Source organism: Exiguobacterium sp. s124 (genome assembly GCF_018617485.1).
Taxonomy (GTDB): Bacteria; Bacillota; Bacilli; order Exiguobacteriales; family Exiguobacteriaceae; genus Exiguobacterium; species Exiguobacterium aestuarii.
Map to the genome: position 1 here is coordinate 2001222 of NZ_JACSKH010000001.1, position 20689 is coordinate 2021910.

At 47.0% G+C, this 20689-nt stretch carries 24 protein-coding genes; 11 read left to right on the forward strand and 13 right to left on the reverse strand.

The features are described 5' to 3' along the window. Position 1 precedes the first annotated feature (1 nt). Positions 2 to 1045: a uroporphyrinogen decarboxylase gene (gene hemE / locus KNO85_RS10345; protein ID WP_214789700.1), complete on the reverse strand. Its 1044-nt coding sequence runs from the start codon at positions 1043 to 1045 to the stop codon at positions 2 to 4. A gap of 117 nt (positions 1046 to 1162) precedes the next feature. After that, entirely contained in the window at positions 1163 to 1468 is a 306-nt protein-coding gene (locus tag KNO85_RS10350; protein ID WP_074032630.1) for a MerR family transcriptional regulator, read from the reverse strand. A 121-nt stretch (positions 1469 to 1589) separates the two neighbouring features. Here KNO85_RS10350 and KNO85_RS10355 point away from each other — a divergent pair, with 121 nt between their 5' ends. After that, positions 1590 to 2894: an ammonium transporter gene (locus KNO85_RS10355; RefSeq protein ID WP_251130621.1), complete on the forward strand. Its 1305-nt coding sequence runs from the start codon at positions 1590 to 1592 to the stop codon at positions 2892 to 2894. Between the two features lie 352 nt (positions 2895 to 3246). Here KNO85_RS10355 and KNO85_RS10360 read toward each other — a convergent pair whose 3' ends face one another. Together KNO85_RS10360 and KNO85_RS10365 are read right to left on the reverse strand one after the other, a co-directional pair. Then, a complete protein-coding gene (locus tag KNO85_RS10360) occupies positions 3247 to 4380 on the reverse strand; it encodes an ABC transporter permease (protein WP_214789704.1) in 1134 nt (377 codons plus the stop codon). Then, complete coding sequence (locus KNO85_RS10365) at positions 4377 to 5114, reverse strand: ABC transporter ATP-binding protein (protein ID WP_251130622.1); 738 nt, start codon at positions 5112 to 5114, stop codon at positions 4377 to 4379. Before KNO85_RS10365 ends, KNO85_RS10360 begins: the two co-directional genes overlap by 4 nt. Positions 5115 to 5284: 170 nt before the next feature. Between KNO85_RS10365 and KNO85_RS10370 the strand changes: the two genes are divergently transcribed. Then, positions 5285 to 5536 (forward strand): GlsB/YeaQ/YmgE family stress response membrane protein, encoded by a 252-nt coding sequence (locus KNO85_RS10370; protein ID WP_214789707.1) that lies wholly within the window; start codon positions 5285 to 5287, stop codon positions 5534 to 5536. Between the two features lie 48 nt (positions 5537 to 5584). Here KNO85_RS10370 and KNO85_RS10375 read toward each other — a convergent pair whose 3' ends face one another. Beyond that, positions 5585 to 6634, reverse strand: a complete 1050-nt coding sequence (locus tag KNO85_RS10375; protein WP_214789709.1) for a hypothetical protein — start codon at positions 6632 to 6634, stop codon at positions 5585 to 5587. 128 nt (positions 6635 to 6762) lie between these two features. On the opposite strand from KNO85_RS10375, the gene KNO85_RS10380 reads away from it, so the two are divergent. Further along, positions 6763 to 7191 (forward strand): HIT family protein, encoded by a 429-nt coding sequence (locus KNO85_RS10380; protein ID WP_214789711.1) that lies wholly within the window; start codon positions 6763 to 6765, stop codon positions 7189 to 7191. A 38-nt stretch (positions 7192 to 7229) separates the two neighbouring features. Here KNO85_RS10380 and KNO85_RS10385 read toward each other — a convergent pair whose 3' ends face one another. After that, positions 7230 to 7565 carry a hypothetical protein gene (locus tag KNO85_RS10385; RefSeq protein ID WP_214789713.1) on the reverse strand — a complete coding sequence of 112 codons (336 nt, stop codon included), beginning with the start codon at positions 7563 to 7565 and terminating at the stop codon, positions 7230 to 7232. Positions 7566 to 7733: 168 nt separating this feature from the next. Between KNO85_RS10385 and KNO85_RS10390 the strand changes: the two genes are divergently transcribed. Continuing rightward, the gene (locus KNO85_RS10390; protein WP_214789715.1) at positions 7734 to 8090 is read left to right on the forward strand and encodes a hypothetical protein; all 357 of its coding nucleotides are present in this window, start codon (positions 7734 to 7736) and stop codon (positions 8088 to 8090) included. Between the two features lie 61 nt (positions 8091 to 8151). Beyond that, positions 8152 to 8715, forward strand: a complete 564-nt coding sequence (locus KNO85_RS10395) for an HTH-type transcriptional regulator Hpr (protein WP_015880933.1) — start codon at positions 8152 to 8154, stop codon at positions 8713 to 8715. On the opposite strand, the gene KNO85_RS10400 is transcribed toward KNO85_RS10395, so the two are convergent. Further along, complete coding sequence (locus KNO85_RS10400) at positions 8699 to 9037, reverse strand: YhaI family protein (RefSeq protein WP_260569789.1); 339 nt, start codon at positions 9035 to 9037, stop codon at positions 8699 to 8701. The genes KNO85_RS10395 and KNO85_RS10400 overlap by 17 nt on opposite strands. 153 nt (positions 9038 to 9190) lie before the next feature. Between KNO85_RS10400 and KNO85_RS10405 the strand changes: the two genes are divergently transcribed. After that, positions 9191 to 10177 carry a peptidylprolyl isomerase gene (locus tag KNO85_RS10405; protein ID WP_214789719.1) on the forward strand — a complete coding sequence of 329 codons (987 nt, stop codon included), beginning with the start codon at positions 9191 to 9193 and terminating at the stop codon, positions 10175 to 10177. Positions 10178 to 10230: 53 nt separating this feature from the next. Here KNO85_RS10405 and KNO85_RS10410 read toward each other — a convergent pair whose 3' ends face one another. Next, entirely contained in the window at positions 10231 to 11190 is a 960-nt protein-coding gene (locus KNO85_RS10410) for an HD domain-containing protein (protein ID WP_214789720.1), read from the reverse strand. 81 nt (positions 11191 to 11271) lie between these two features. Here KNO85_RS10410 and KNO85_RS10415 point away from each other — a divergent pair, with 81 nt between their 5' ends. Genes KNO85_RS10415 through KNO85_RS10425 form a run of 3 tightly spaced genes read left to right on the forward strand, consistent with a single transcriptional unit; the run spans position 11272 to position 13581 of the window. Then, positions 11272 to 12195: a CorA family divalent cation transporter gene (locus tag KNO85_RS10415; RefSeq protein ID WP_214789721.1), complete on the forward strand. Its 924-nt coding sequence runs from the start codon at positions 11272 to 11274 to the stop codon at positions 12193 to 12195. Between the two features lie 35 nt (positions 12196 to 12230). Beyond that, positions 12231 to 13322: a DNA polymerase IV gene (dinB, locus tag KNO85_RS10420; protein WP_214789722.1), complete on the forward strand. Its 1092-nt coding sequence runs from the start codon at positions 12231 to 12233 to the stop codon at positions 13320 to 13322. Between the two features lie 40 nt (positions 13323 to 13362). After that, a complete protein-coding gene (locus KNO85_RS10425) occupies positions 13363 to 13581 on the forward strand; it encodes a YhzD family protein (RefSeq protein WP_214789723.1) in 219 nt (72 codons plus the stop codon). Positions 13582 to 13631: 50 nt separating this feature from the next. On the opposite strand, the gene KNO85_RS10430 is transcribed toward KNO85_RS10425, so the two are convergent. The 3 genes from KNO85_RS10430 to KNO85_RS10440 all read right to left on the reverse strand — a co-directional run bounded on the left by KNO85_RS10430 (position 13632) and on the right by KNO85_RS10440 (position 17069). Then, positions 13632 to 15410 (reverse strand): SLC13 family permease, encoded by a 1779-nt coding sequence (locus tag KNO85_RS10430; RefSeq protein WP_214789724.1) that lies wholly within the window; start codon positions 15408 to 15410, stop codon positions 13632 to 13634. Positions 15411 to 15543: 133 nt separating this feature from the next. Further along, positions 15544 to 15915: a YlbF family regulator gene (locus KNO85_RS10435; RefSeq protein ID WP_074032614.1), complete on the reverse strand. Its 372-nt coding sequence runs from the start codon at positions 15913 to 15915 to the stop codon at positions 15544 to 15546. Positions 15916 to 15950: 35 nt separating this feature from the next. Beyond that, positions 15951 to 17069 (reverse strand): DUF445 domain-containing protein, encoded by a 1119-nt coding sequence (locus tag KNO85_RS10440; RefSeq protein ID WP_251130623.1) that lies wholly within the window; start codon positions 17067 to 17069, stop codon positions 15951 to 15953. Between the two features lie 42 nt (positions 17070 to 17111). Here KNO85_RS10440 and KNO85_RS10445 point away from each other — a divergent pair, with 42 nt between their 5' ends. Both KNO85_RS10445 and KNO85_RS10450 read left to right on the forward strand, forming a co-directional pair. Continuing rightward, the gene (locus tag KNO85_RS10445) at positions 17112 to 17963 is read left to right on the forward strand and encodes a PucR family transcriptional regulator (RefSeq protein WP_260569865.1); all 852 of its coding nucleotides are present in this window, start codon (positions 17112 to 17114) and stop codon (positions 17961 to 17963) included. Positions 17964 to 18067: 104 nt separating this feature from the next. Further along, complete coding sequence (locus KNO85_RS10450) at positions 18068 to 19165, forward strand: ABC transporter ATP-binding protein (RefSeq protein ID WP_214789726.1); 1098 nt, start codon at positions 18068 to 18070, stop codon at positions 19163 to 19165. 42 nt (positions 19166 to 19207) lie between these two features. On the opposite strand, the gene KNO85_RS10455 is transcribed toward KNO85_RS10450, so the two are convergent. Next, complete coding sequence (locus KNO85_RS10455; RefSeq protein ID WP_015880920.1) at positions 19208 to 19858, reverse strand: amino acid ABC transporter permease; 651 nt, start codon at positions 19856 to 19858, stop codon at positions 19208 to 19210. Then, a complete protein-coding gene (locus KNO85_RS10460; protein WP_214789728.1) occupies positions 19855 to 20613 on the reverse strand; it encodes a transporter substrate-binding domain-containing protein in 759 nt (252 codons plus the stop codon). The genes KNO85_RS10455 and KNO85_RS10460 overlap by 4 nt, the downstream gene beginning before the upstream one ends. Positions 20614 to 20689: the final 76 nt, after the last annotated feature.

The following is a 20689-nucleotide window of genomic DNA, read 5'->3' on the forward strand; positions in this document are numbered from 1 at the left end:
ATTAGTTGCCTCCCATTTTTTCGCGTGAGTAGTCGTGAATGAATGCCGTCAGTTTGACGAGTACGGCCGGATCGACTTCCGGGAATACCCCATGTCCCAAGTTGAAGACGTATCCTGGCTGTTTCATTCCTTCATCTAAAATTTCTTTTACCTTCTCTTCGATGACCGGCCACGGAGCCAGTAAGAACGACGGGTCCAAGTTCCCTTGGACAGCCTTCGTGATGCCACGATCGCGCGCTTCTTGGACAGACAGACGCCAATCGAGTCCGACCACATCAAGTGGAAGGTCGTGCCATTCTTCGATTTGATGACTCGCTCCAACCCCATGCATGATGAGCGGGATATCGAGGGAACGCAATTCCTTGAAAATACGTTCCGTCGTCGGTTTGATGTAACGCGCGTAGTCTTTACGGCTGAGCGTCCCGACCCACGAATCAAACAATTGGAACGCCTGAATGCCAGCATCCGCTTGCGCCTTCGCATACGTGATGACCATGTCACCGAGTTTTTCCATCAACGCATTCCATACGTCTGGCTCTGCATACATGAGTGCTTTCGTACGATGGTAGTTCCGTGATGGACCTCCTTCAATCATGTAGCTCGCCAATGTGAACGGCGCCCCTGAAAACCCGATGAGTGGCACTTCAAGTCGTTCTCGTAATAGACGAATCGTGTCGAAAACGTATGAGATATCTTCCGGGTTTAACGGTTTTAAGCGTTCTACATCCTCCATTGTTCGATAAGGATTATCGATGACCGGACCAATCCCGCTCTTAATCTCGACATCCACACCCATTGATGGGAGTGGCGTCATGATGTCTTTATATAGAATGGCCGCGTCGACTCCGAGTTGTTTCACCGGAAGTTCCGTGACATATGCACAAAGTTCAGGATCATGCGTGATCTCGAATAGTGACCTCGTCTTTTTAATCTCTCGATATTCCGGTTGGTAGCGTCCGGCTTGGCGCATATACCATACAGGTACATAATCTGTCGCCTCTCCTTTAAACGCTTTTAAAATAGTATCGTTCATACGTCGCGTCATTCCCCTCTAAATTTCTCCTACACTCTTTTATTCTCGTGTTTGTGAACTCAAAAACATTATACAGAAATTAATTAGAATTATGCTAATGTGAAGCATTTTCATTGTGTTTTCTTTGTGTCATTTTTTTGTCGGAAATGTTCGGAATGCCGAATTCAATTGACCCCGAATCAAATCATCACGCTGTTTCGCCGATAATCGACGTTCGCGCTCTTTAATATCTTGAATCCGCCACCCATCCTCCAGCTTGGTCGCCACTTCAACTAAACGCTCCACGTCATGGAAGGAATATTTACGTGAACCACCTTTTGTTCGTTCCGGAAAGACGAGACCTTTTTCTTCATAATAGCGGACCTGACGCTCAGAAAGTCCCGTCAACTCTGTCACGACGCCCATCCCGATCACTTTCTTCGATTTATAGTCCATTCGCCCTCGCCCTCCTTAATAAAAAAACTATGTCAGATAATCTGACAAAATGCAATCCAACATCATTTTTTCGTTTTACACTGAAGTCAACTTTTGGAAAGCACCTAAGAAAAAGGAGGGCATGAACATGGAAGACATTCTCTATTATATGGACACGCTGTATGTACTCATCGCTGCATTGCTCGTATTGACGATGCAATTAGGTTTCGGATTACTCGAGACAGGGACGCTCCGGGCGAAGAACGCCGGGCACGTCGCGGTCAAACAAATTATCAGCCTCTCTGTGGCGGCACTCGCTTTTTGGGCGGTCGGGTTCGGCCTCTCGTTCGGTGACGGAACGACTTGGTTTGGGACAGAAGGATTCTTCTTAAGTGGATCGTTCACAAGCCTCGATTGGGCAAACGTCTCAATCGATATCAAATTCTTATTCCAGTTATCATTCGTTGCAGTTTCCCTCGCAATCGCTTGGGGCGGATTCGCGGAACGGGCTAAGCTTTCTGCCTACGTTCTCTTCGGTATCTTCTTCGTTGCCATCCTTTACCCAATCGTTGCACGCTCAGTATGGGCTGGCGGCATGCTTGGATCGATGGGAATGCAAGACTTCGCAGGATCAGCAGTCGTTCACCTTCAAGGTGGGATGGCAGCTCTCATGGCTACGATCATCTTAAAACCACGTCGCAAGACGGAATCACTTGCTGGTCATAACCACGTATTAACTGTTGTTGGTGGTCTCGTGCTTTGGCTTTGCTGGTTCGGATTCAACGCCGGTTCAACGATGTCAGTCGCAGATGGATTCTTCGGTTACGTAGCGCTGACAACAATGCTCGCAACAGCAGCTGGTGCGCTCGGTGCACTTGCCATCGTGATGCTCCATCGTAGAACGGCCGATATCCCGACGATCGTCAACGGTGTGCTTGGAGCACTCGTTGCAATCACAGCGGCTTGTGCGTTCGTAGAGCCGTGGGCGGCAGTCGTCATTGGTGCACTCGCATCGATCGCAACATATGGAACGAGCATCTTGATGGCGAAATATGTGGATGATCCACTCTGTGCCTTCTCTGTACACGGTGTGGCTGGGATCATCGGAACACTCGCACTTGGCTTCTTCGCTTCTCCTCGTCTTGTCGAGATCACGGGAATCGGTTCTGCTGGACTCTTCTACGGCGGCGGATTGACGCAACTCGGCGTACAGACACTCGGCGTATTGATCGCCATGGTCATCGCTGGTGGCGGAAGCTACGCTTTCTTGAAACTCCTTGACGTCACAATCGGTCTTCGTGTCACTGAAGAACAAGAAGATGTCGGTCTTGATATCGCAGAACACGGTGTATCGGCTTACGGTGAAGTCGAAGAAGCAACAGAGAAACCAGGACGCCTTCCGAAAATTCTCGGTTCGAGCGTGTCGGTTATGTCACCTAAGAAATAATACGATTTTCAATTGATGTGGGGCTTGGTCAACGTACTACGGTGACTAGCCTCTTTTTTTGTTCTATTCTTTTTTGAAAAAAGATACAATCAGATGGAGAAGCCAGCTCGTATATTTAATTGGAGGGATTGCATGTTGAACGCACTTGATTTCGCACTATTTCTACTCGCTTTTATTTCATTTATGATTTACTTTTTCGTCAAGTTTATAAGTCGTCCAAAAAGAAGATGAGTGACTGTTATCCTTTCAAGAAACATTCTTTCTATCCTTCATCACAAATGAAAGACGAACGAGGTCTCGTTTGAGCGACCTCGTCCGTCCGTTGTTTTAGAAAATCTACTCAATATATATTTTACACCAATCGTCTTAAATAATAACGAATGAGAACGATTGATAAGACAAGCCCTACCGCCGCATCCCACGTTGCACCAAATCCAATCGAGGCAAGCACGAGGACGATGGACTGGACGATGAGCAACCGCATCGCCCACCACGAATAGCCTTCGATCCGATCGTCCCGAGTAATCGGTAGCCATGAGACAATCGAGATCGCCTCTAACCGTTTAAACAGCGGAACGAGCTGCAACGCCGTCAGTCCGACGAATAGTGGCGTGACGAATCCGACGTACCACCCGCCTGACATCCACATGACGATGAGTGCCACCGCCGTCAGCCGCAGGATCAGGTCGAGTGAATCGTTCGAACGCAAAATACGAAGACCATATACGTAACGTGAAGCATCGACGCGTTGGAGTACTCTCTTTTCGAGAAGTTTTGTCAGCAGTCGTCGCTCCCGAACTTCTTCTTTTAAGGTTGGTAAGTCGACGAACCAGCTAATCACCCGTTCAAACTGTGCCCGACTCTTTTCCTCTAGCGCCAACCATTGTAGGAGCGGAATTCGCTCATTTCGCTTCACATGTAAAAGAATGAATGGCATAAAAGCCGGTACCCATGCCCACTGTGTCCAATCGATTAGAAGAAAAGCACCACTTACCATCGCGAATGGTACAATCATCCACCCGCTTACACCTTCCACTTTCGCCAATCGACCCGCAACTGACAGTAACGTCATCGTGATGACGAAAGACAACACTTCTAAGCTCGTATAACTCTCTGTACGCACGAGAAGTGGCAATAGCACGAGTAAGATGAGAAGCGCTCGTAATGTAGCAAAAACGACATTAAATAAACGAACACCCATCATATATGGACGAATGGTACCTAATTCAGGGAGTAGGAATACTTGGTCCGCCTCTTGGATGAATGTTCTCGGACGGTGACCGAGCGGAATCAGGATGAGCACCGCTGCGGCAATCCATGTCCCCGGAAACGTCGTATCAATTCGCTCTAAAAAGTTGTTGTAGACGAATGCCCCATAAATCAAGGTGAAATAAAGTGTAAACAATAGCCCTCCGTTCGCGACGTAGCGACTATATTTGACGACCTCTTCCATCCACTTGCCTAGTCTTGAAGTGAATCGATTCATGACGATCGTTCCTCCGAAGCAATCGCCTCTACATAAATATCATCGAGCGTCGCATCAGGTGATAATTGATACTTCTCTCGCAACTGTGCAGCTGTTCCGTTTGCGATGACGACACCTTGATGAAGGAAGACGAACCGGTCGCAATGTCGCTCCGCCGTCTCCAAGATATGGGTCGACATCAAAATCGCACAGTCTTGTTTGTATTCATCAAATAGTTGGAGTAACTGTCGAATCGCCAATGGATCGAGACCAACGAACGGTTCATCGACGATGAGGAGTGGCGTCTTCGTCACAAGAGCACATAGAATCATCGCTTTTTGACGCATCCCTTTCGAGAAGACAGACGGGAACCAGGTGAGTTGTTTTTCCATCCGCATCTCTTTTGCTAAGCGATTCGTCCGTTCGGTCAACTCATCAGGACTCACATCATATGCTCTCCCCATCAATTCGATGTGTTCTTGTAAGGTCAACGTGTCATATAAAATTGGGGTCTCCGGTATGTAACTCACTTTCTTACGATACCTTTTCTCTGAAGATTCTAATGTTTCTCCATCAATTTCGATTTTTCCGGATAGTGGTGACAAGAGACCCAAAATGTGTTTGATTGTCGTCGATTTACCAGCTCCGTTTAGCCCTATCAACCCAACGAGCTCCCCTTTATTTACTTCAAACGAAACGTCATGCAAAACTTGCTTACCGATATATCCGCCGTTCAATCGATCGACGTGCAGCATGAAAACCACACCTTTCATTTTCAACTTTTTTTCGTGGTATATGTTTTAAATGTTGTCACATGGGAATAATCTGAACTGTAAGGCATTTTAAAATAAAACATCAATACTTCCATTGTTCCACAAAATCGTTGGAAAGAACAATGGGAAAACAGAGGAAGGAGAAATGAATTATGGGGTTTATTCTTTATTTGATTATCGGGGGTATCATCGGTTGGTTAGCAGGATTAATTTTAGGTAAGGACGTACCAGGCGGAATTATCGGTAACATCATCGCAGGGATCATCGGTGCTTGGTTAGGTGGACTCATCTTCGGTGATTTCGGACCAATCGTAGCGGATATCGCGATTATCCCAGCGCTTATCGGTGCGATTCTTCTTATCTTGATCGTATCGTTCGTCATGAAATCAATGCGTAAAAAATAATTATTTATGTACAGGAGGGGCTTCCACAATGGAATGTCCCTCTTTTTTTCATTGAATCAATAAATACATCGCGCTATTCTTTTCAATAAATTGCTTCTCTGTCTCAAGACCAAAGAACGTGAAGAACGATTCGAAGAACGATTGTCCGTAATCCCACTCCGTGCCGAGTTGGTGCTCCGTCTTTTCTTTCGGTTCTCCGAGTAACGCAATCAAGTCGTCTGGTCGTTTATCAAGATCAACCATAACCGATTGCACGTCCCCCTCTTCAAACACGATGGTCAAACGTTCATAATCCCATTTCCCATCACGTTTCCCATCTGGTTCGCCTAACGTTTCTTGAACCTTCCGTTTTGATTGCCCGATCAATGAATCAATCGTTTCTAATGGATGACCGGTTTGCGCCTCGACCTCAATCTCAATGAGCTCTGCCCGCTTCAAATCAAATTGCCCCGCAATCGCTTCGCTCGATTCCGGCATGAGTGCATAATCAATCGATTCGGACGTGATCAATTGAATCGTTTCCGTTTCAGACACCGTCTCACCGTTTGCGACGGCGACCGCCTTCACATCATAGCTTCCCGGCATCCTCTCAAACGTGAATCGTCCGTTCGCCTCATCAATCCTTCCGACACGTTGGCCATCGACCCAAATGTTCGTCATCGGTACGTCCGAGGTGACGTCAATTTGTTGTGGCAATAATTCAATCCGATAATCTGAAAAGCCAAAACGCCCTTCACCTGTATCAATCAATCGAAACAGTCCTTCTGCCTCCATCCCTTTCGTCCGATTCGCACGATCTTGTGCGACTTCGGCGATGGCATCGCCACGGATGGATTTTTCATCGTTCAGCCAGCCCATAAACCGTAGTGCCTCTGCACGCGTCAACGCTTCTCCTTGATATTCTACTTTCTCCTCAAAGAAAGTACGGTCTTCCTCTAATAAGGCCTCTTTAAATGCGACATGAATTTTATCTTGCTCCGCCGCTGGCTTGTATCCATATATATAGAAGACAATAGCTCCGACTAAAATGGTGCTCACAGATAATGCGAGTACCGCTTTTGAATGACGTTCTTTTTTTCGACTTCTTGTATATGACATCTTTTCCCCTCCTTTCTATAGCACTTACCTCAATTATAAAAGGAATCAATCTCCCTTCCAATCGTTCTTGCGCCTGAATTTCCGTGGTATGATGAAACAGAAATGACTTTCAGAATGGAGGAATGAAGATGCATACCGATCCAACCTGTATCTTTTGCAAAATCGCTCAACAAGAAATCCCGTCGTATCGGGTGTATGAAGATGAGGCGGTCGTCGCTTTCCTCGACCTCTCACAAGTGACAAAAGGTCACACGCTCGTCATCCCGAAACACCACGCAAAAAATGTTTACGAACTGCCGGAAGAGGTCGCAGCGGACGTCTTCAAACGCGTCCCGACCATCGCCAAGGCGATTCAACGCGAAACGGGCGCAATCGGAATGAACGTTTTGTCGAACGCCGAAGAAGTTGCCGGACAAACGGTCTATCACTTCCATATTCATTTAATCCCGCGCTTCGGACACGAAGACGGATTCGGCGCAAAATGGATCACACAAAACGATGCCTTCACGTCTGAAGAACTCACAACGCTCGCATCGAACATTCATTCACAAGTATGAAACAGACAGAGACCCGTCAATCGATGACGGGTCTCTCTTTATGATTGATTAATGGAATCCCGATGACGCTTCCGCTCTTCTTCTAATTGCGCCCGCTCGACCTGAAGTTTGATCGCCACTTCATATAACTGTTGACGCGTTTTGACAGATGTCGCTTGTTCGAATTCTTTTCGTAATTCAGTTAGACGGGTATCTATTTCAAGCACACGTTTTTCTCGTATCGATTCTTCGCGTGCCTGTTCTGTTTGTTTCGACGCTTCATACCCCGCCTCGAGTGTGTTCATTATGGAGTCGGCCCAAGTGTCATCTCCCAGTTGTTTTGCAGCGAGATACAGGTCAAGCATATCATCTACCCAACGCTTCGCTTTCTCCACTGAGGATCACCTTCCTTTACCTGTATTTTAAAATAAAATGATTTTTCGGTCAAAAATGAATGTTCTGAAAAATTTTATTTGCGATATAGGTTTTTAATCACTCTTTTTTGGTAAAATAATATGAAAAGAATGTAATTCTGATTATCCGAGCTTGAGGAGGGGAATGAATTGTCGAGTCGCCAACGTCGAGATTGGATTGCTTTCGGCTTTGTTTTAGCATTTTTAGGAGTCGCCACATTTAAAAAATTGGCGAGAGGTACCGCAAATGATGCTGCTGCTCAACAACATCGAGCATCCACAATCACTACGCTAAAAGAACAATTTGGGAATGTGGCGAAACATGCATCGCAAGTTGCCGCCGCAGGTAAACTGCAAGGAAAAGAATTGACTGATCAAGTGAAAGCCGAAGTCGAACGCTATCAACAAGACATTCAGCCTTCAGTCGAGCGAATCCAAGGGAACCTTCAGGAACTCTCGAACGTACAGTCTGCTATGACTGACAACACCGTCAATCAAACACCGTAAGTGTTTGAGGTCATCGTCCGTCGTTTACTTTTGACTTTTTATCCGGAAAGGATGGATCGAGATGGAACACGAAAAAGAATTCACTGGCCCTGAGGCCATGCTCTATAGCCACAAAATCATTCAATTGAGTAAGGCTTTGTGGAAAACCGTCGAAAAAGACTGGCAAAACTGGATTAAACCATTCGATTTAAATATCAATGAGCATCATATCTTATGGATTGCCCACGCGTTAGGCGGCGCATCGATCTCTGAAATTGCAAAATATGGCGTCATGCACGTCTCGACCGCTTTCAACTTCTCGAAGAAGTTAGAAGATCGTGGATTACTTACGTTTTCTAAAAAGGAGACGGACAAGCGAAATACGTACGTCCAATTGACACCTGAAGGAGAATCGTTGTTGCTTGAAACGATTCACGCATTTGACCCGGAAGGAAACGGCGTATTCCGCGCCTCGCTCCCACTTCAAGAGCTTTACGGGAAGTTCCCTGACTTAACAGACATGACAGCGATCGTTCGTCGTTTATATGGGGACAACTTCATGGACATCTTTGCTGAAACATCAAAAATGATCACAGAAGAGGCAGGCAGACGTCCTGATGAGGATGAACTCAGTCAAGAAGCCTAACCTGCCGATAGAGTGGCTCTGTGACGTCTAACTCGATTCCTTGACGGACGCATGCCCCAAGAATCGTTTTAACGTCGAGCCTCAAATCTAACATGCCTACAAAATGGACGAGCAACGGCTCTATGGACGTAAATCCATAGCGCATTTGCTCGTTTTGTCGTGCCCGAATATCCTCAAGCAACTGATAAAACGCCTCTACGTCTTGCTTCGTCAAGTTCGCTCGAATCACTTCATATTCAAACGGACGGTCCGTCCAATCGACAATCTCGAGTAAGATCTTCATCTGATATGATAAATGCTCGACCTTCTCTTCTAGTGACACTACCCTCACCCCATCATTTCACATTCTATTACATCATTATACGACAGGATTGTGTGCTATGATACTGTACAGACAAGAGAACAGCTGTCATGATTAGGAAAATGTGATATAGTCGGACTTAGAAACTTTAAAGAATTATTAGGGGTGGAATACATGTCAAATGGAATGTCAAACGAACCAAAAAAGCAAGATAAAAAATTCTCAACCGGCGCTCTCGTCGGTGCATCGGCACTCGCACTCATCATCGGTGCTGGCGGTACGTATGCCGCAACAAACGCTGGTGGCGAATCAGACGATTCAGCAGTCGTCACATATAAAGGCGGCGAAATCACACGCGGTGAAATCGCGGACATGAGCTACGACCGCATGGTCCCACAACTTGCATTCCAAGAGACAATGAATGCACTTCTTGAAAAAGAATATGGTGACCAAGTCGAACAAGAAAAAGTAGATGAAGAGTTCAGCAAGACAGAAGAACAATTCAACTCAAAAGAAGAATTTGAACAAGCGATCCAACAAGCCGGCATGAGCGGCACGGAAGAGTTCAAAGAAGCACTTCGCGGACAAATGCTTGTCGACGCAGCAAAATCTGAACTTGTCGACGTGACGGACGAAGAGGTCGAAGCACAGTTCGCAAAAGAAAACGCGGAAGTGGAAGCTAGCCACATCCTCGTCGATACAGAAGAAGAAGCACAAGACATCATCAAACAGTTGAATGACGGTGCGGACTTCGCAGAACTCGCGAAAGAAAAATCAACAGATACAGGTTCTGGTGAAAAAGGTGGAGAGCTTGGTTTCTTCTCTACAGGTCAGATGGTACCTGAATTCGAAGAATATGCATTCAAAGAAGACGTCATCGGAAAAATCTCTGAGCCAGTCCAAACACAATATGGATTCCATGTCATCAAAGTGACAGACCGTAAAGAGAAGGACTTGAAGCTCGAGGACGAGAAAGATCGCATTCGTGAAGAGTTGGCAACAGAAAAATCTGCTTCTGTCGATGCAAACAAAATTTACGCAGAGTTGATTGAAAAATACAACGTTGACGTAAAAGACGCAAAAGCAGAGCAACAATTTGATGCTGTCAAAGAAGCAATTAAAAACGCAGACGAATCTTCAGAAGAATCGACTGAACAATAAGCATAAAGGGGCACTCCAGCAATGGAGTACCCCTTTTTTTTGATGAACTTCAATTATAACTTCGGGCGATAGAATGCACGATTATCGAGGGCTATGACACGTTCGGTGAACGCACCAGGTTCGACACCCTCGTACGCTTTTTCGAACATGTTCATGCGCGCATCGATGTTGTCGATGAAGAACAGCATCTCCGCTTCAGGGAGTTGTGGCGTGTTCGCCGATCCCCATTCCGGCTTCCCATGATGACTCAAGACGAGATGTTGCAACAACGTCGTCACTTCCCGGTCCGTCCCGAGCTCACGTGACACGACCTCGAGTTCAGATGACATGAGCGATAGATGACCGAGCAACTTCCCTTCAAGCGTGTATTCTGGCGTGATGGCATCCGACAACTCGATGACTTTCGCCAAGTCATGTAAGATCACGCCGGCAATCAACAAGTCTCGGTTCAATGACGGATACAGGTCACACATCGTATCCGCAAGCTTCAACATCGACATGACATGGAATGCGAGTCCTGAATAGACCGCATGATGATGTCGCACAGCTGCAGGATACGTGAAGTATGCCTCTTCGTGACGATTGACGACCTCTTCGACGAGACGGCGGATTTCATCGTGTTGAAGTGACGTGATGAACCCACGAATCGTCGTTTCAAGCTCCGATTTTGGAATCGGTGCCGATCGAACATATGGGGCGATATCTACTTCTTGCTCGATGATGGAAATTTGCTTCAACTTCAATTGCGTCCGCCCACGGTAGTCCATGACTTCGCCAGCCGCATGGACGATTTTTTTCGTCGCATATTTTTCTGTATCCGCACTATCCCATAACTTCGTTTCAATTTCGCCACTCTCGTCGCAAAGGATTAATGTTAAATAAGGCTTTCCGTTTCCGGCAAGTCCCTTATACGATTGTTTGATCATGACATACTGGTCTAGCGTGTCGCCCACTTTGAGCTGACCGATTTTTGTCGTCAATGAAAGCACCTCTCTCTTATTCAATACCTTCATCTTATCGAAACTTTGCCATAGATGCCAACATTCCCGTCAATTTGGGAATACTACTACTATAGCGAATTGGAGGAATAGATGATGCAATGGGATTGGTACACACGTCCTGAGGATTATGTGGAAGTGGATTCTAGATATGCTCTGGCTTATACGTATTGGCTGGAACAATTAACGACCGCAAGCGTCACAAAAATCGTGGTCGAGAATGGCTATATGTACGGCTCACTCACCCTCGACTACGAACAGTTAGAACGAGAACCTCAGAAGATCGGACATTATTTTATTGGTCCTGATTTTTTATGGACAATTGGATTTGATGATTTACATCACGAGTCGGTTCTCGCGAAAGCATGCAACTCACCAATCGAAGCGTTTTATGAACTACTCGCCGAACGGATGAACAATTACTTCCATGGGATTGATGAATTTGAAGAACGACTTCTCGTGGCGCAACGAGAAATGGCGGGACAAGTACCTGCCACGTTCATGAACGAGATTTTTGGGCTCCGAAGCGAGATTGAGCGTTGGTCTGACACTGTCACTCCTTATAAAGAACTCGTCATGGCAGGGCGTGAGGCCTTTCTCGATATTGATTTACAAACGTTAAAACCTTATCAACTCGCTGATTACCGAGTGAGCCGACTATTGACACTCATCAATCATTATCAAGGTGACGTCATCGCGATGACAGATCTCGCCTCGACACTCTCTAACTTTCGCGGGAATGAAATCATGAAGGCACTTACCGTCTTCACGGCACTCACGACTCCTGTCGTCGCGTTCGGTGCCGTGTGGGGAATGAACTTTAAAGAAATGCCTGAACTGGACTGGCCTCTCGGCTATGTATTCGCCTGGTTTGTGATTATTTTCTTCACCCTCATCATTCAAGTATGGTTGAAACGAAAGAATTGGATTGGATCACTGTTACAATTTCCGAATCAAACGACTTCACCAAGTGATCGAGTCAAACAAAAATCTAAAAAAACGAACAAAAGTTCGTTATAATAAAGAAAAGAGAATTGCACAGGAAAGGTGATGTTATGGAACGACTCATCATTCATGTGGACATGGATGCCTTTTACGCCTCCGTCGAACAGCGGGACCGGCCGAACTTACGCGGAAAGCCTGTCATCGTCGGAGGACCACCCCACAGCCGCGGAGTCGTCGCCACTTGTTCATATGAAGCGAGGAAGTACGGCGTACACAGCGCGATGTCATCACGTCGCGCTTTTGCGTTGTGTCCACATGCCACGTTTGTGAAACCACGCTTTCAAGCTTATCGCCAAGTTAGCGCTCAAGTCATGGACATTTTTAAGTCGGTCACCCCTCTCGTCGAACCGTTATCACTTGATGAAGCCTATCTCGACGTGACCGAAAATACGCTGTTGAGCACGTCCGGTCCCTATATTGCCCGATATATTTTAGGCGAGATTAAACGGCGTACCGGTCTCACGGCATCCGCTGGTGTCGCACCTTCAAAGTTTGTCGCGAAGATTGCGTCCGGTTTTGACAAACCGAACGGTCTTACCGTCGTACAGTCTGATGATGTCGCCGATTTTCTCGCTCCCCTTTCAATCGAAGCGATGCACGGAGTCGGAAAAGTGACAGCTCAAACACTTTATAAGAGTGGATACCATACAATCGGGGACCTCCAACAAGCTCGTCCCGAACAACTGAAAGCCATCTTTGGACACGATCGCGGACAACAATTATATGAATTGGCACATGGACGAGATACGCGTCCCGTCGTCGCCACACGGGAACGTAAGTCAATCGGGTCGGAGACGACGTTTGCGTTTGACATCGACGACCCAGAAGAAGTGTTCGAACGAGTCATTCCTGAGATGGAGGATGTCTTGCGTCAGCTCGACCGACGCGAGCTGAGCTGTCAAACCGTCACGATTAAATTAAAGACGAGTGAGTTCCAGGCTCGGAGTCATCAAATCAAATTAAATCATCCCACTCATGACCACGATGAAATCCGAAGACTCGCAAGGCGCCTTTTCGATGAGATGAACGTCACTGAACCCGTCCGCTTGATCGGACTGACCGTATCCGACTTGATTCCGCGAACCGAATCGACACGTCAACTGACATTCGACGAACTGACGAAACCTTCTCTTGAAGAATGAATGACCATTCATTAAAATAGAGAGAAAGGGGGTCATGTGATTGGAAACATACACAGTGACAGGATTTGAGAACGACGGCACGCTCGTATTGAATGAAATGTTCGAGGCAAGCGACGATCAATCAGCCAAACAACAAGGGCTCGATTTGCTTCGCGCCGCAGGTCATGAACATAAAGGCGCGCGCATTGTTCGCCGGGGGCAACTCATCTATTTCGAACGTTGCAAATTGCCGGGGAAATTGAAAGGAACAGCATCATAAGAAAAGGCAGACCAACATCAACGGTCTGCCTTTTCTTATTCAACTTGTAATCAAAATGGAAAGAGAAGAAGAATCATGAGGATTCCGACGATGCCGGTGAGCAGTTGCAACGGGACACCGACTTTGACGAAATCCATGAAACGATAGTCTCCTACACTAAATACCATCGCATTCGTCGGAGACCCGAACGGAGTCATGAAGGCGAGAGATGCTGAAATGGCGACGGCGATGACGAACGGGACAGGACTGACCGCCATCGATTCCGACAGGGCGATGGCGAGCGGGATAAACAAAATAGCTGTCGCGGTGTTCGAGATGATTTGACTGAGGACCATTGTCGCAAGAAATAAAACGACGAGGACCCAGGCAGGACCAAAACCCGCGAACGACTGTCCGATCCAGTCGACAAGCCACGCCATGACACCCGCTTTCTCCAGCGCCGTTCCTACTGGGATCATGGCCGCAATCAAGACGAGTGAAGACCATTGAATCGATTGATACGCAACGTCTAGATGGCGTACGGCTCCACTCATCACCATAGCAAGTGCTGCTAGCCAAACCGCGACGGTCGGGTCGACCCATTCAAACACGAACATCGTCATCATCATGACCATGATCACGCCAGCCGCGAGTTGATGATGACTCGACACCGTTCGATTCGCCACGTCCGTCACTCGCTCGTTCGAGAGTAGTAATCGTGTCTCTTGTTCAACTCGCTCTAAATCTTCCCATTTCCCCTGCACCATCAACAAGTCCCCTTGTTTTAGCGGCGTATCTTTCAGCCGCACTTGTGCAATTTCTTCTTGTGGACGGATGACACGCAAGACGTTCACATGAAATGCATTGCGCAGTTGACTCTCATGGAGACATCTCCCTACAAGTTGACTCGACCCTGGAACCGTAAACATGACGATGCCACCGGTCTTGTCATAGACGTTTGTTGCCTCGACCTTCTGAAAAGGGATGTGTTGTTGTTCGGAGAGGGAACGGACTCGCTGCTCATCCCCACTGACGAGTAACGACCCGGCACGTAATACGGTGTCGGCACGCGCGGTCTCGTAATGTTTCCCTATCCCTCTAATCCGTTCCTTCAACACGATGACACCGTCATGCGACCATTTCAAATCATTTAATCGTTTGCCAATCAGTGGATGCGACGCGTCGATCGACATGACATATACGTTCGGGTTAATCGATTCGATTGCTCCCCCTTCATCCCATTCTCTTGAACGACCTTGATCGAGCAAACGATTCCCGATCAGACGAAAGTACAGCAATCCGACAAACATCACGACTGCACCTATCGGAAACAACGAAAAGAAACCAATTGGCACATCGATTAGACCTCGCAGCGATTCAGCCGCGACAAGGTTCGGTGGTGTTCCAATCAATGTCATCGTTCCACCGATGCTTGAGAAAAAAGCAAGCGGCATGAGGTACCCTTTCGCAGATTGCTTGATTTGTCGAGTCATCGCCATGACGACAGGGATGAGCAATGCAACGGTCCCTGTGTTGGACATCACGCTTGAAAGAACGGTGACAGTTAACATGAACAAATAAAAAAGTCGCGTCTCGCTTCCATTCGCATACGGGATGAGCATGGAAGCCAACCGTTCAGCTAATCCAGAGTGAAACAATCCAGCTCCGACAATAAATAGCCCGGCAATCATCAAGACGACTGAGTTCGAGAACCCTGCCATCGCCTCACTCGGCGTCAGCTGCTCGGTCAGGACGAGACCGAGCAGTCCGATCAATGCGACCAAGTCCGCTCTTAGCCAGCCTGTTATGAAAAAGAGAATCATCACGACTAAAATGAGCACGGTCCACATGCCAGTTCACCCTTTCTCCACTATTTCATCTATGTTTATTATAAATATTATTTGAAAGCGCTTACTTTGTTGTTTGTGACAATCTCATCAACAAAAAAAGCGGATGGCTCGATTGCCATCCGCTCCTCACATCTTATTGAACTTCGTTTTCATTCACCATCGGGGCGTAAAGCTCCTCAAGTGGTTTCATGATAATTTTCGTTACTTCTGTAACGAGCTGGTGCATGCGTTGCTCTTCTTGCATGAGCTCCATGATCAATTCGTTCTGTTGAACGCTCATCATTTTCGTTTGCGCATCCATCATTTCCTGCTCAGAGATTTCCTCTCCTTGCATTTGCTTTTGTTGAAGCGTCATTTGGATGTTACGGAAGTCAGCGAACAACTGGTTCGCTTCCGCATCCGCATTGACACGATCGTATAAAGAAGAGAGTGTTGTGAACTCTTCAGAATCGCGAAGTGCTTTCTCCAATTGGTAAGCTTGGTCGTACAAGTTTGTTTGTGACATGTAACGTCCTCCTAAATGCTATTAGGGCGTGGCCATCACAAGATGGCAATCAACCCTTGAATCAACCCAATCATACCACCTAACAGCGCTCCAAGCCATGTTATTGCCCGGAACTCTCGTTTCGAGATCGATAAAACAATCTCTTCGAGGTATGATGTGTCGAGTGACTGAACCTGTTCCTGAACGATTTTATCGATTTTCAATCGGTCCATAATCGTCTCCATTTGATTCGTGAAGCGCTCAATGACAAGGGTGACACCTTGTGGGACGAGTTCGTCGACGACACGTGTTTCAATGGACTGCGTGTAAGACGAAACCGGTCGATTTAACAATTGCCCGATTGGCAAACGTGTGACGACTTGTTCTGTGATGCCATCAATGAGTCGTGCCTCTAAACGTTCATCAATCAACGTATCAACCGTCTTCTCACTGAATCGCTCAAATTCACGCGTGATCATCGTCGTCATACCGTCACGCGTCGACTGCCCTCGTAAGATGTTGACGATTTCTGGTCGGACCATCTCGACAAAGTTCATATTTTGAATAAAGCCTGCGATAAACCCGAGTCGACGCTGAACGAACGAATCGACCATATGACGAAGTTGTGCCTCGCCTTCAGGGGAATAAAAATACTCTTCCGATTTGACGAGAAGCGCCTCCACAATTTCAGGAATGACTGCCCGAACTCGGTCCATCCCTTCTTCTCCAAGCAATTCAAACAACTTCCGCTCTTTCACTTCAGCCACGACGCTCGCTAACTCGTCACGTAACTTGTCATCCGCCAACGTGAGGATGCGTGCCTCTGCGTTCGGGTAGAGGGGTTCTACAAGTTCTCGAACCGTTTTATCCGAGCGTAACATCGCTTGAACTTCTTGTTGCGCAAAGTGCGTAATATGCGTCGTCACTTGGTCATCCAATAATCGCTTTCGCATGCCTTCTGGTGTCAATAAGTGTTTGACGACCGTTTTCCCTAAGCTAGATGCTAATTCATCCCGACGTTTCGGAATGAGACCTGGTGTAAAAGGTATCCGGAACGAACCGATATATTTCGGTTCATGCGGTCGGAACAACATCTTGATGGCGAGAAAGTTCGTCACGCCCCCAATCGTCGCACCAATCACAATCATGAGTAAAATCTTTAATAACCCGTCCAAACTGCAAGCCTCCGATCTGAAATATGATACATTGTTGATGAGGTGATAGTATTGAATACGTTTGATCGTATTAAATCGATTTTTCCGACTGCTGTCCATCGGTCGGAAGATGCATCTGGTGACCTTGACTGGTTCGAGACGCAAGATGGTACCATATTTGGGCTCCCGACATTCGAATTGACCGAACGTGAACAGCAACTGCTCCGCATGTGGGCGACCCCGATCCTTCAGACCGACCCACATCAGCGAAAATGGCAAGAACGCCTTCAAGATGAGACGTATCGTCTTGACCAATCGTTTCGGCTCATTTCTCTCTCGCTTCAAGAAGCGGAAGAGGAAGCGTTCGAATCATTCATCAGTATCGTCCACGACTTCATGCCACATGCTGAAATCGTATGGATGACAACAAAACACATCGAACTCATCGAACGAGATTCATTTGTCGATCTCCAAGAGTTCGAGGACGTGTTGCGTGCCATTGCGAGTGATTGTTTCATCGAAGCACACGCGGTCTACAGCGAACGTTCACAAGGTTCTCTCGCTCTTGTGTATCGTCAACATCAACTGCTCATGCCATACGCTCGTCTGTCTACTAAAACTTACCCTGCTAGTCAATTATTATACCATTATTTACTACAAGAACAGGACTTAAAAGAGCGGAGTCACATTACCGCTCCACTCATGAAGATGCTCGATCTATCGACAATCGAATTGCTCGAGGCGTTATTCAGTAACTCGTTGAACGTCTCCCATACGGCGAAAGCACTTTTCATGCACCGAAATACGCTGAATTATCGACTCGATCGCCTCTTTGAGACGACCGGTTATGATGCTCGAAAGTTTTATGATGCGAGTCTCCTTCAACTCATGGTCACGTTGCACAAATCCGATTAACGGTTTTTGTGCAACTTGTCTATATTCAATGCAAGCGGTTTCATCATATAATCGTTCTTGTAAGCGCTATTATACACACACAGATTCTTTAGGAGGCTAACGACATGGCAGAAATTCGTTTAGAACATATTGATAAAATTTACGATGGTGGCGTCAAAGCCGTCAGCGATTTCAACTTACACATTAAAGACCGTGAATTCATCGTCTTCGTCGGACCGTCTGGTTGCGGTAAATCGACAACACTTCGTATGATCGCAGGTCTTGAAGAGATTTCAAACGGTGACTTTATCATTGACGGGAAACGAATGAACGACGTCGCTCCTAAAGATCGTGACATCGCTATGGTCTTCCAAAACTACGCGCTCTATCCGCACATGAGTGTTTATGACAACATGGCATTCGGCTTGAAGCTCCGTAAATTCCCGAAAGACGAGATTGACCGTCGCGTAAAAGACGCTGCTCGTATTCTCGGTTTGGAAGAGTACCTCGAGCGTAAACCAAAAGCGCTCTCAGGTGGTCAACGTCAACGTGTTGCCATCGGTCGTGCAATCGTTCGTGACGCAAAAGTCTTCTTGATGGATGAGCCGCTCTCAAACTTGGATGCGAAACTTCGTGTACAGATGCGTAAAGAGATTATCCAACTCCACAACCGTTTGGACACAACGACAATTTACGTTACCCACGACCAAACGGAAGCGATGACACTCGCTACACGTATCGTCATCTTGAAAGATGGTCTCATCCAACAAGTTGGATCACCGAAAGAAGTATACGATCATCCAGACAACATCTTCGTCGCTGGCTTCATCGGTTCACCTTCAATGAACTTCTTCCGCGGCACGCTCGCAGAAGGCAAATTCATCACGAACGGTGAAGAAGTCAACGTTCCAGAAGGAAAAATGAAGACGCTTCGTGACCGTGGCTATGTCGGAAAAGAACTCGTCCTCGGAATTCGTCCAGAATCAATCCATGATGAGCCAATCTACCTCGACTCACCAACGACGCACACGTTCAAAGCGCACATCGACGTCGCTGAGCTCATGGGATCAGAGTCTTACCTCTACGCAGAGCTTGGTGGACATCAGTTCACAGCACGTGTCGACGGTCGTTCGAACATCCACATGGGTGACGATGTCGAACTCGCACTCGATATGACAAAAGCACACTTCTTCGACGGAGAAACTGAACTCGTGATCCGTTAAGCCATACAAAAAGCCTCGATTCGTCTGAATCGAGGCTTTTTCTTATCGAATCGCGTAACGCTGTTCGAGTTTGTGTTGACCGGCTTGAATCAAGGTCGATAAGATCCAATAAATCGAAGCCGAGAACAAGAGTAACGGCATGACCAAATACGTCGTTGCTGCAATTTGGTCAGACACGTACGTTAACTCCTGAACCGCGATGACCGAACCGAGTGACGTCGACTTGATGATGTCGATGACCGAGTTCGAGACAGGCGGGATGGCGCGTGAAAGCGCCTGTGGGAAAATGATGTCTTTGAAACGCTTCATTTTCGGAATCCCTAACGCGACACTTGCCTCTACCTGCCCTTTATCGACAGAGTTGATGGCTGCCCGGAACGCTTCCGAGATATAGGCTGCAAAGTGGAACCCGAGTCCGAAGATGAGCGCCTGCATCCCACTCAGTTGCACGAACCCAGTGAGACCGACATACAAAATCAATAATTGAAGTAAGAGCGGTGTTCCGCGGAAGAACGAAATGTACGTCCGCGTGAACAACCGTACGATTTTAATCGGACTACTATGAAGTAGAGCGATGATCAGACCGAGCGCCAAGGCGAGAAGAATCGACAGGACACTGGCGATCAACGTGAGCTGGACGGCTTCAAGATAGACCGAACGGTTATCTATGACGGTCGTGATCAGTTCATTCATTGACTGATATCCTCACCGAAGTACTTCTCACCGATTTCCTGCATCGTACCGTCTTCTTTCATTTCTGCAAGTGCTTCGTTCAATTTCTCAAGAACGTCGCTATCTTGACGTGTCATGAACCCAGCTTCGCTCGTGTTGAAGATGTCACCGACTACTTTGACGTCATAGCCTGTTTTTTCAAGCTCTGTCAAGATGAAGAGACGGTCGTTCAATGCCGCATCAAGACGACCGACTTCGAGGTCTTGAAGCACTTGGTTCGCCCCTTTGTAGTATTTCACTTCGGCACCAGCTTCTTCCGCCATTTGCGCATAGACCGAACCTTGCGTCGATCCGACTAATTTGCCGTCGAGGTCGTCTACTCCTTGAATGTCGTTGTTATCCGATCCAACGATAACTTGAGCTCCCGATACTGCATACGGGTCAGAGAATGCGTACTTTTCTTCACGTTCAGGCGTGATGCTCATTTGGTTAGCAATCATGTCGATGCGTTCTGCGTCAAGTGCTGGAACGAGTCCTTTGAAGTCCATTGCCTCGTACTCTACTTTATAACCGGCACGTTCTGCCGCTTCGTTCAAAACGTCGATGTCATATCCCATCAATTCACCTTTATCTTTATATGTGAACGGTGGGTATGTCGCCTCTGTCCCGACAGTGATGACTGCTTCGTCCGCTCCACTGTCTGTTTCGTTACCGCAAGCCGCGAGAAGCCCGACTGAAGCTCCGATTGCGAGTACGCTTGTTAATGTTTTTTTCATGATGATTCCGCCTTTCCTATAATCCTTATATGATTACACGGTTTTAAACAATAACCTCATCATACTGGCGCGATGT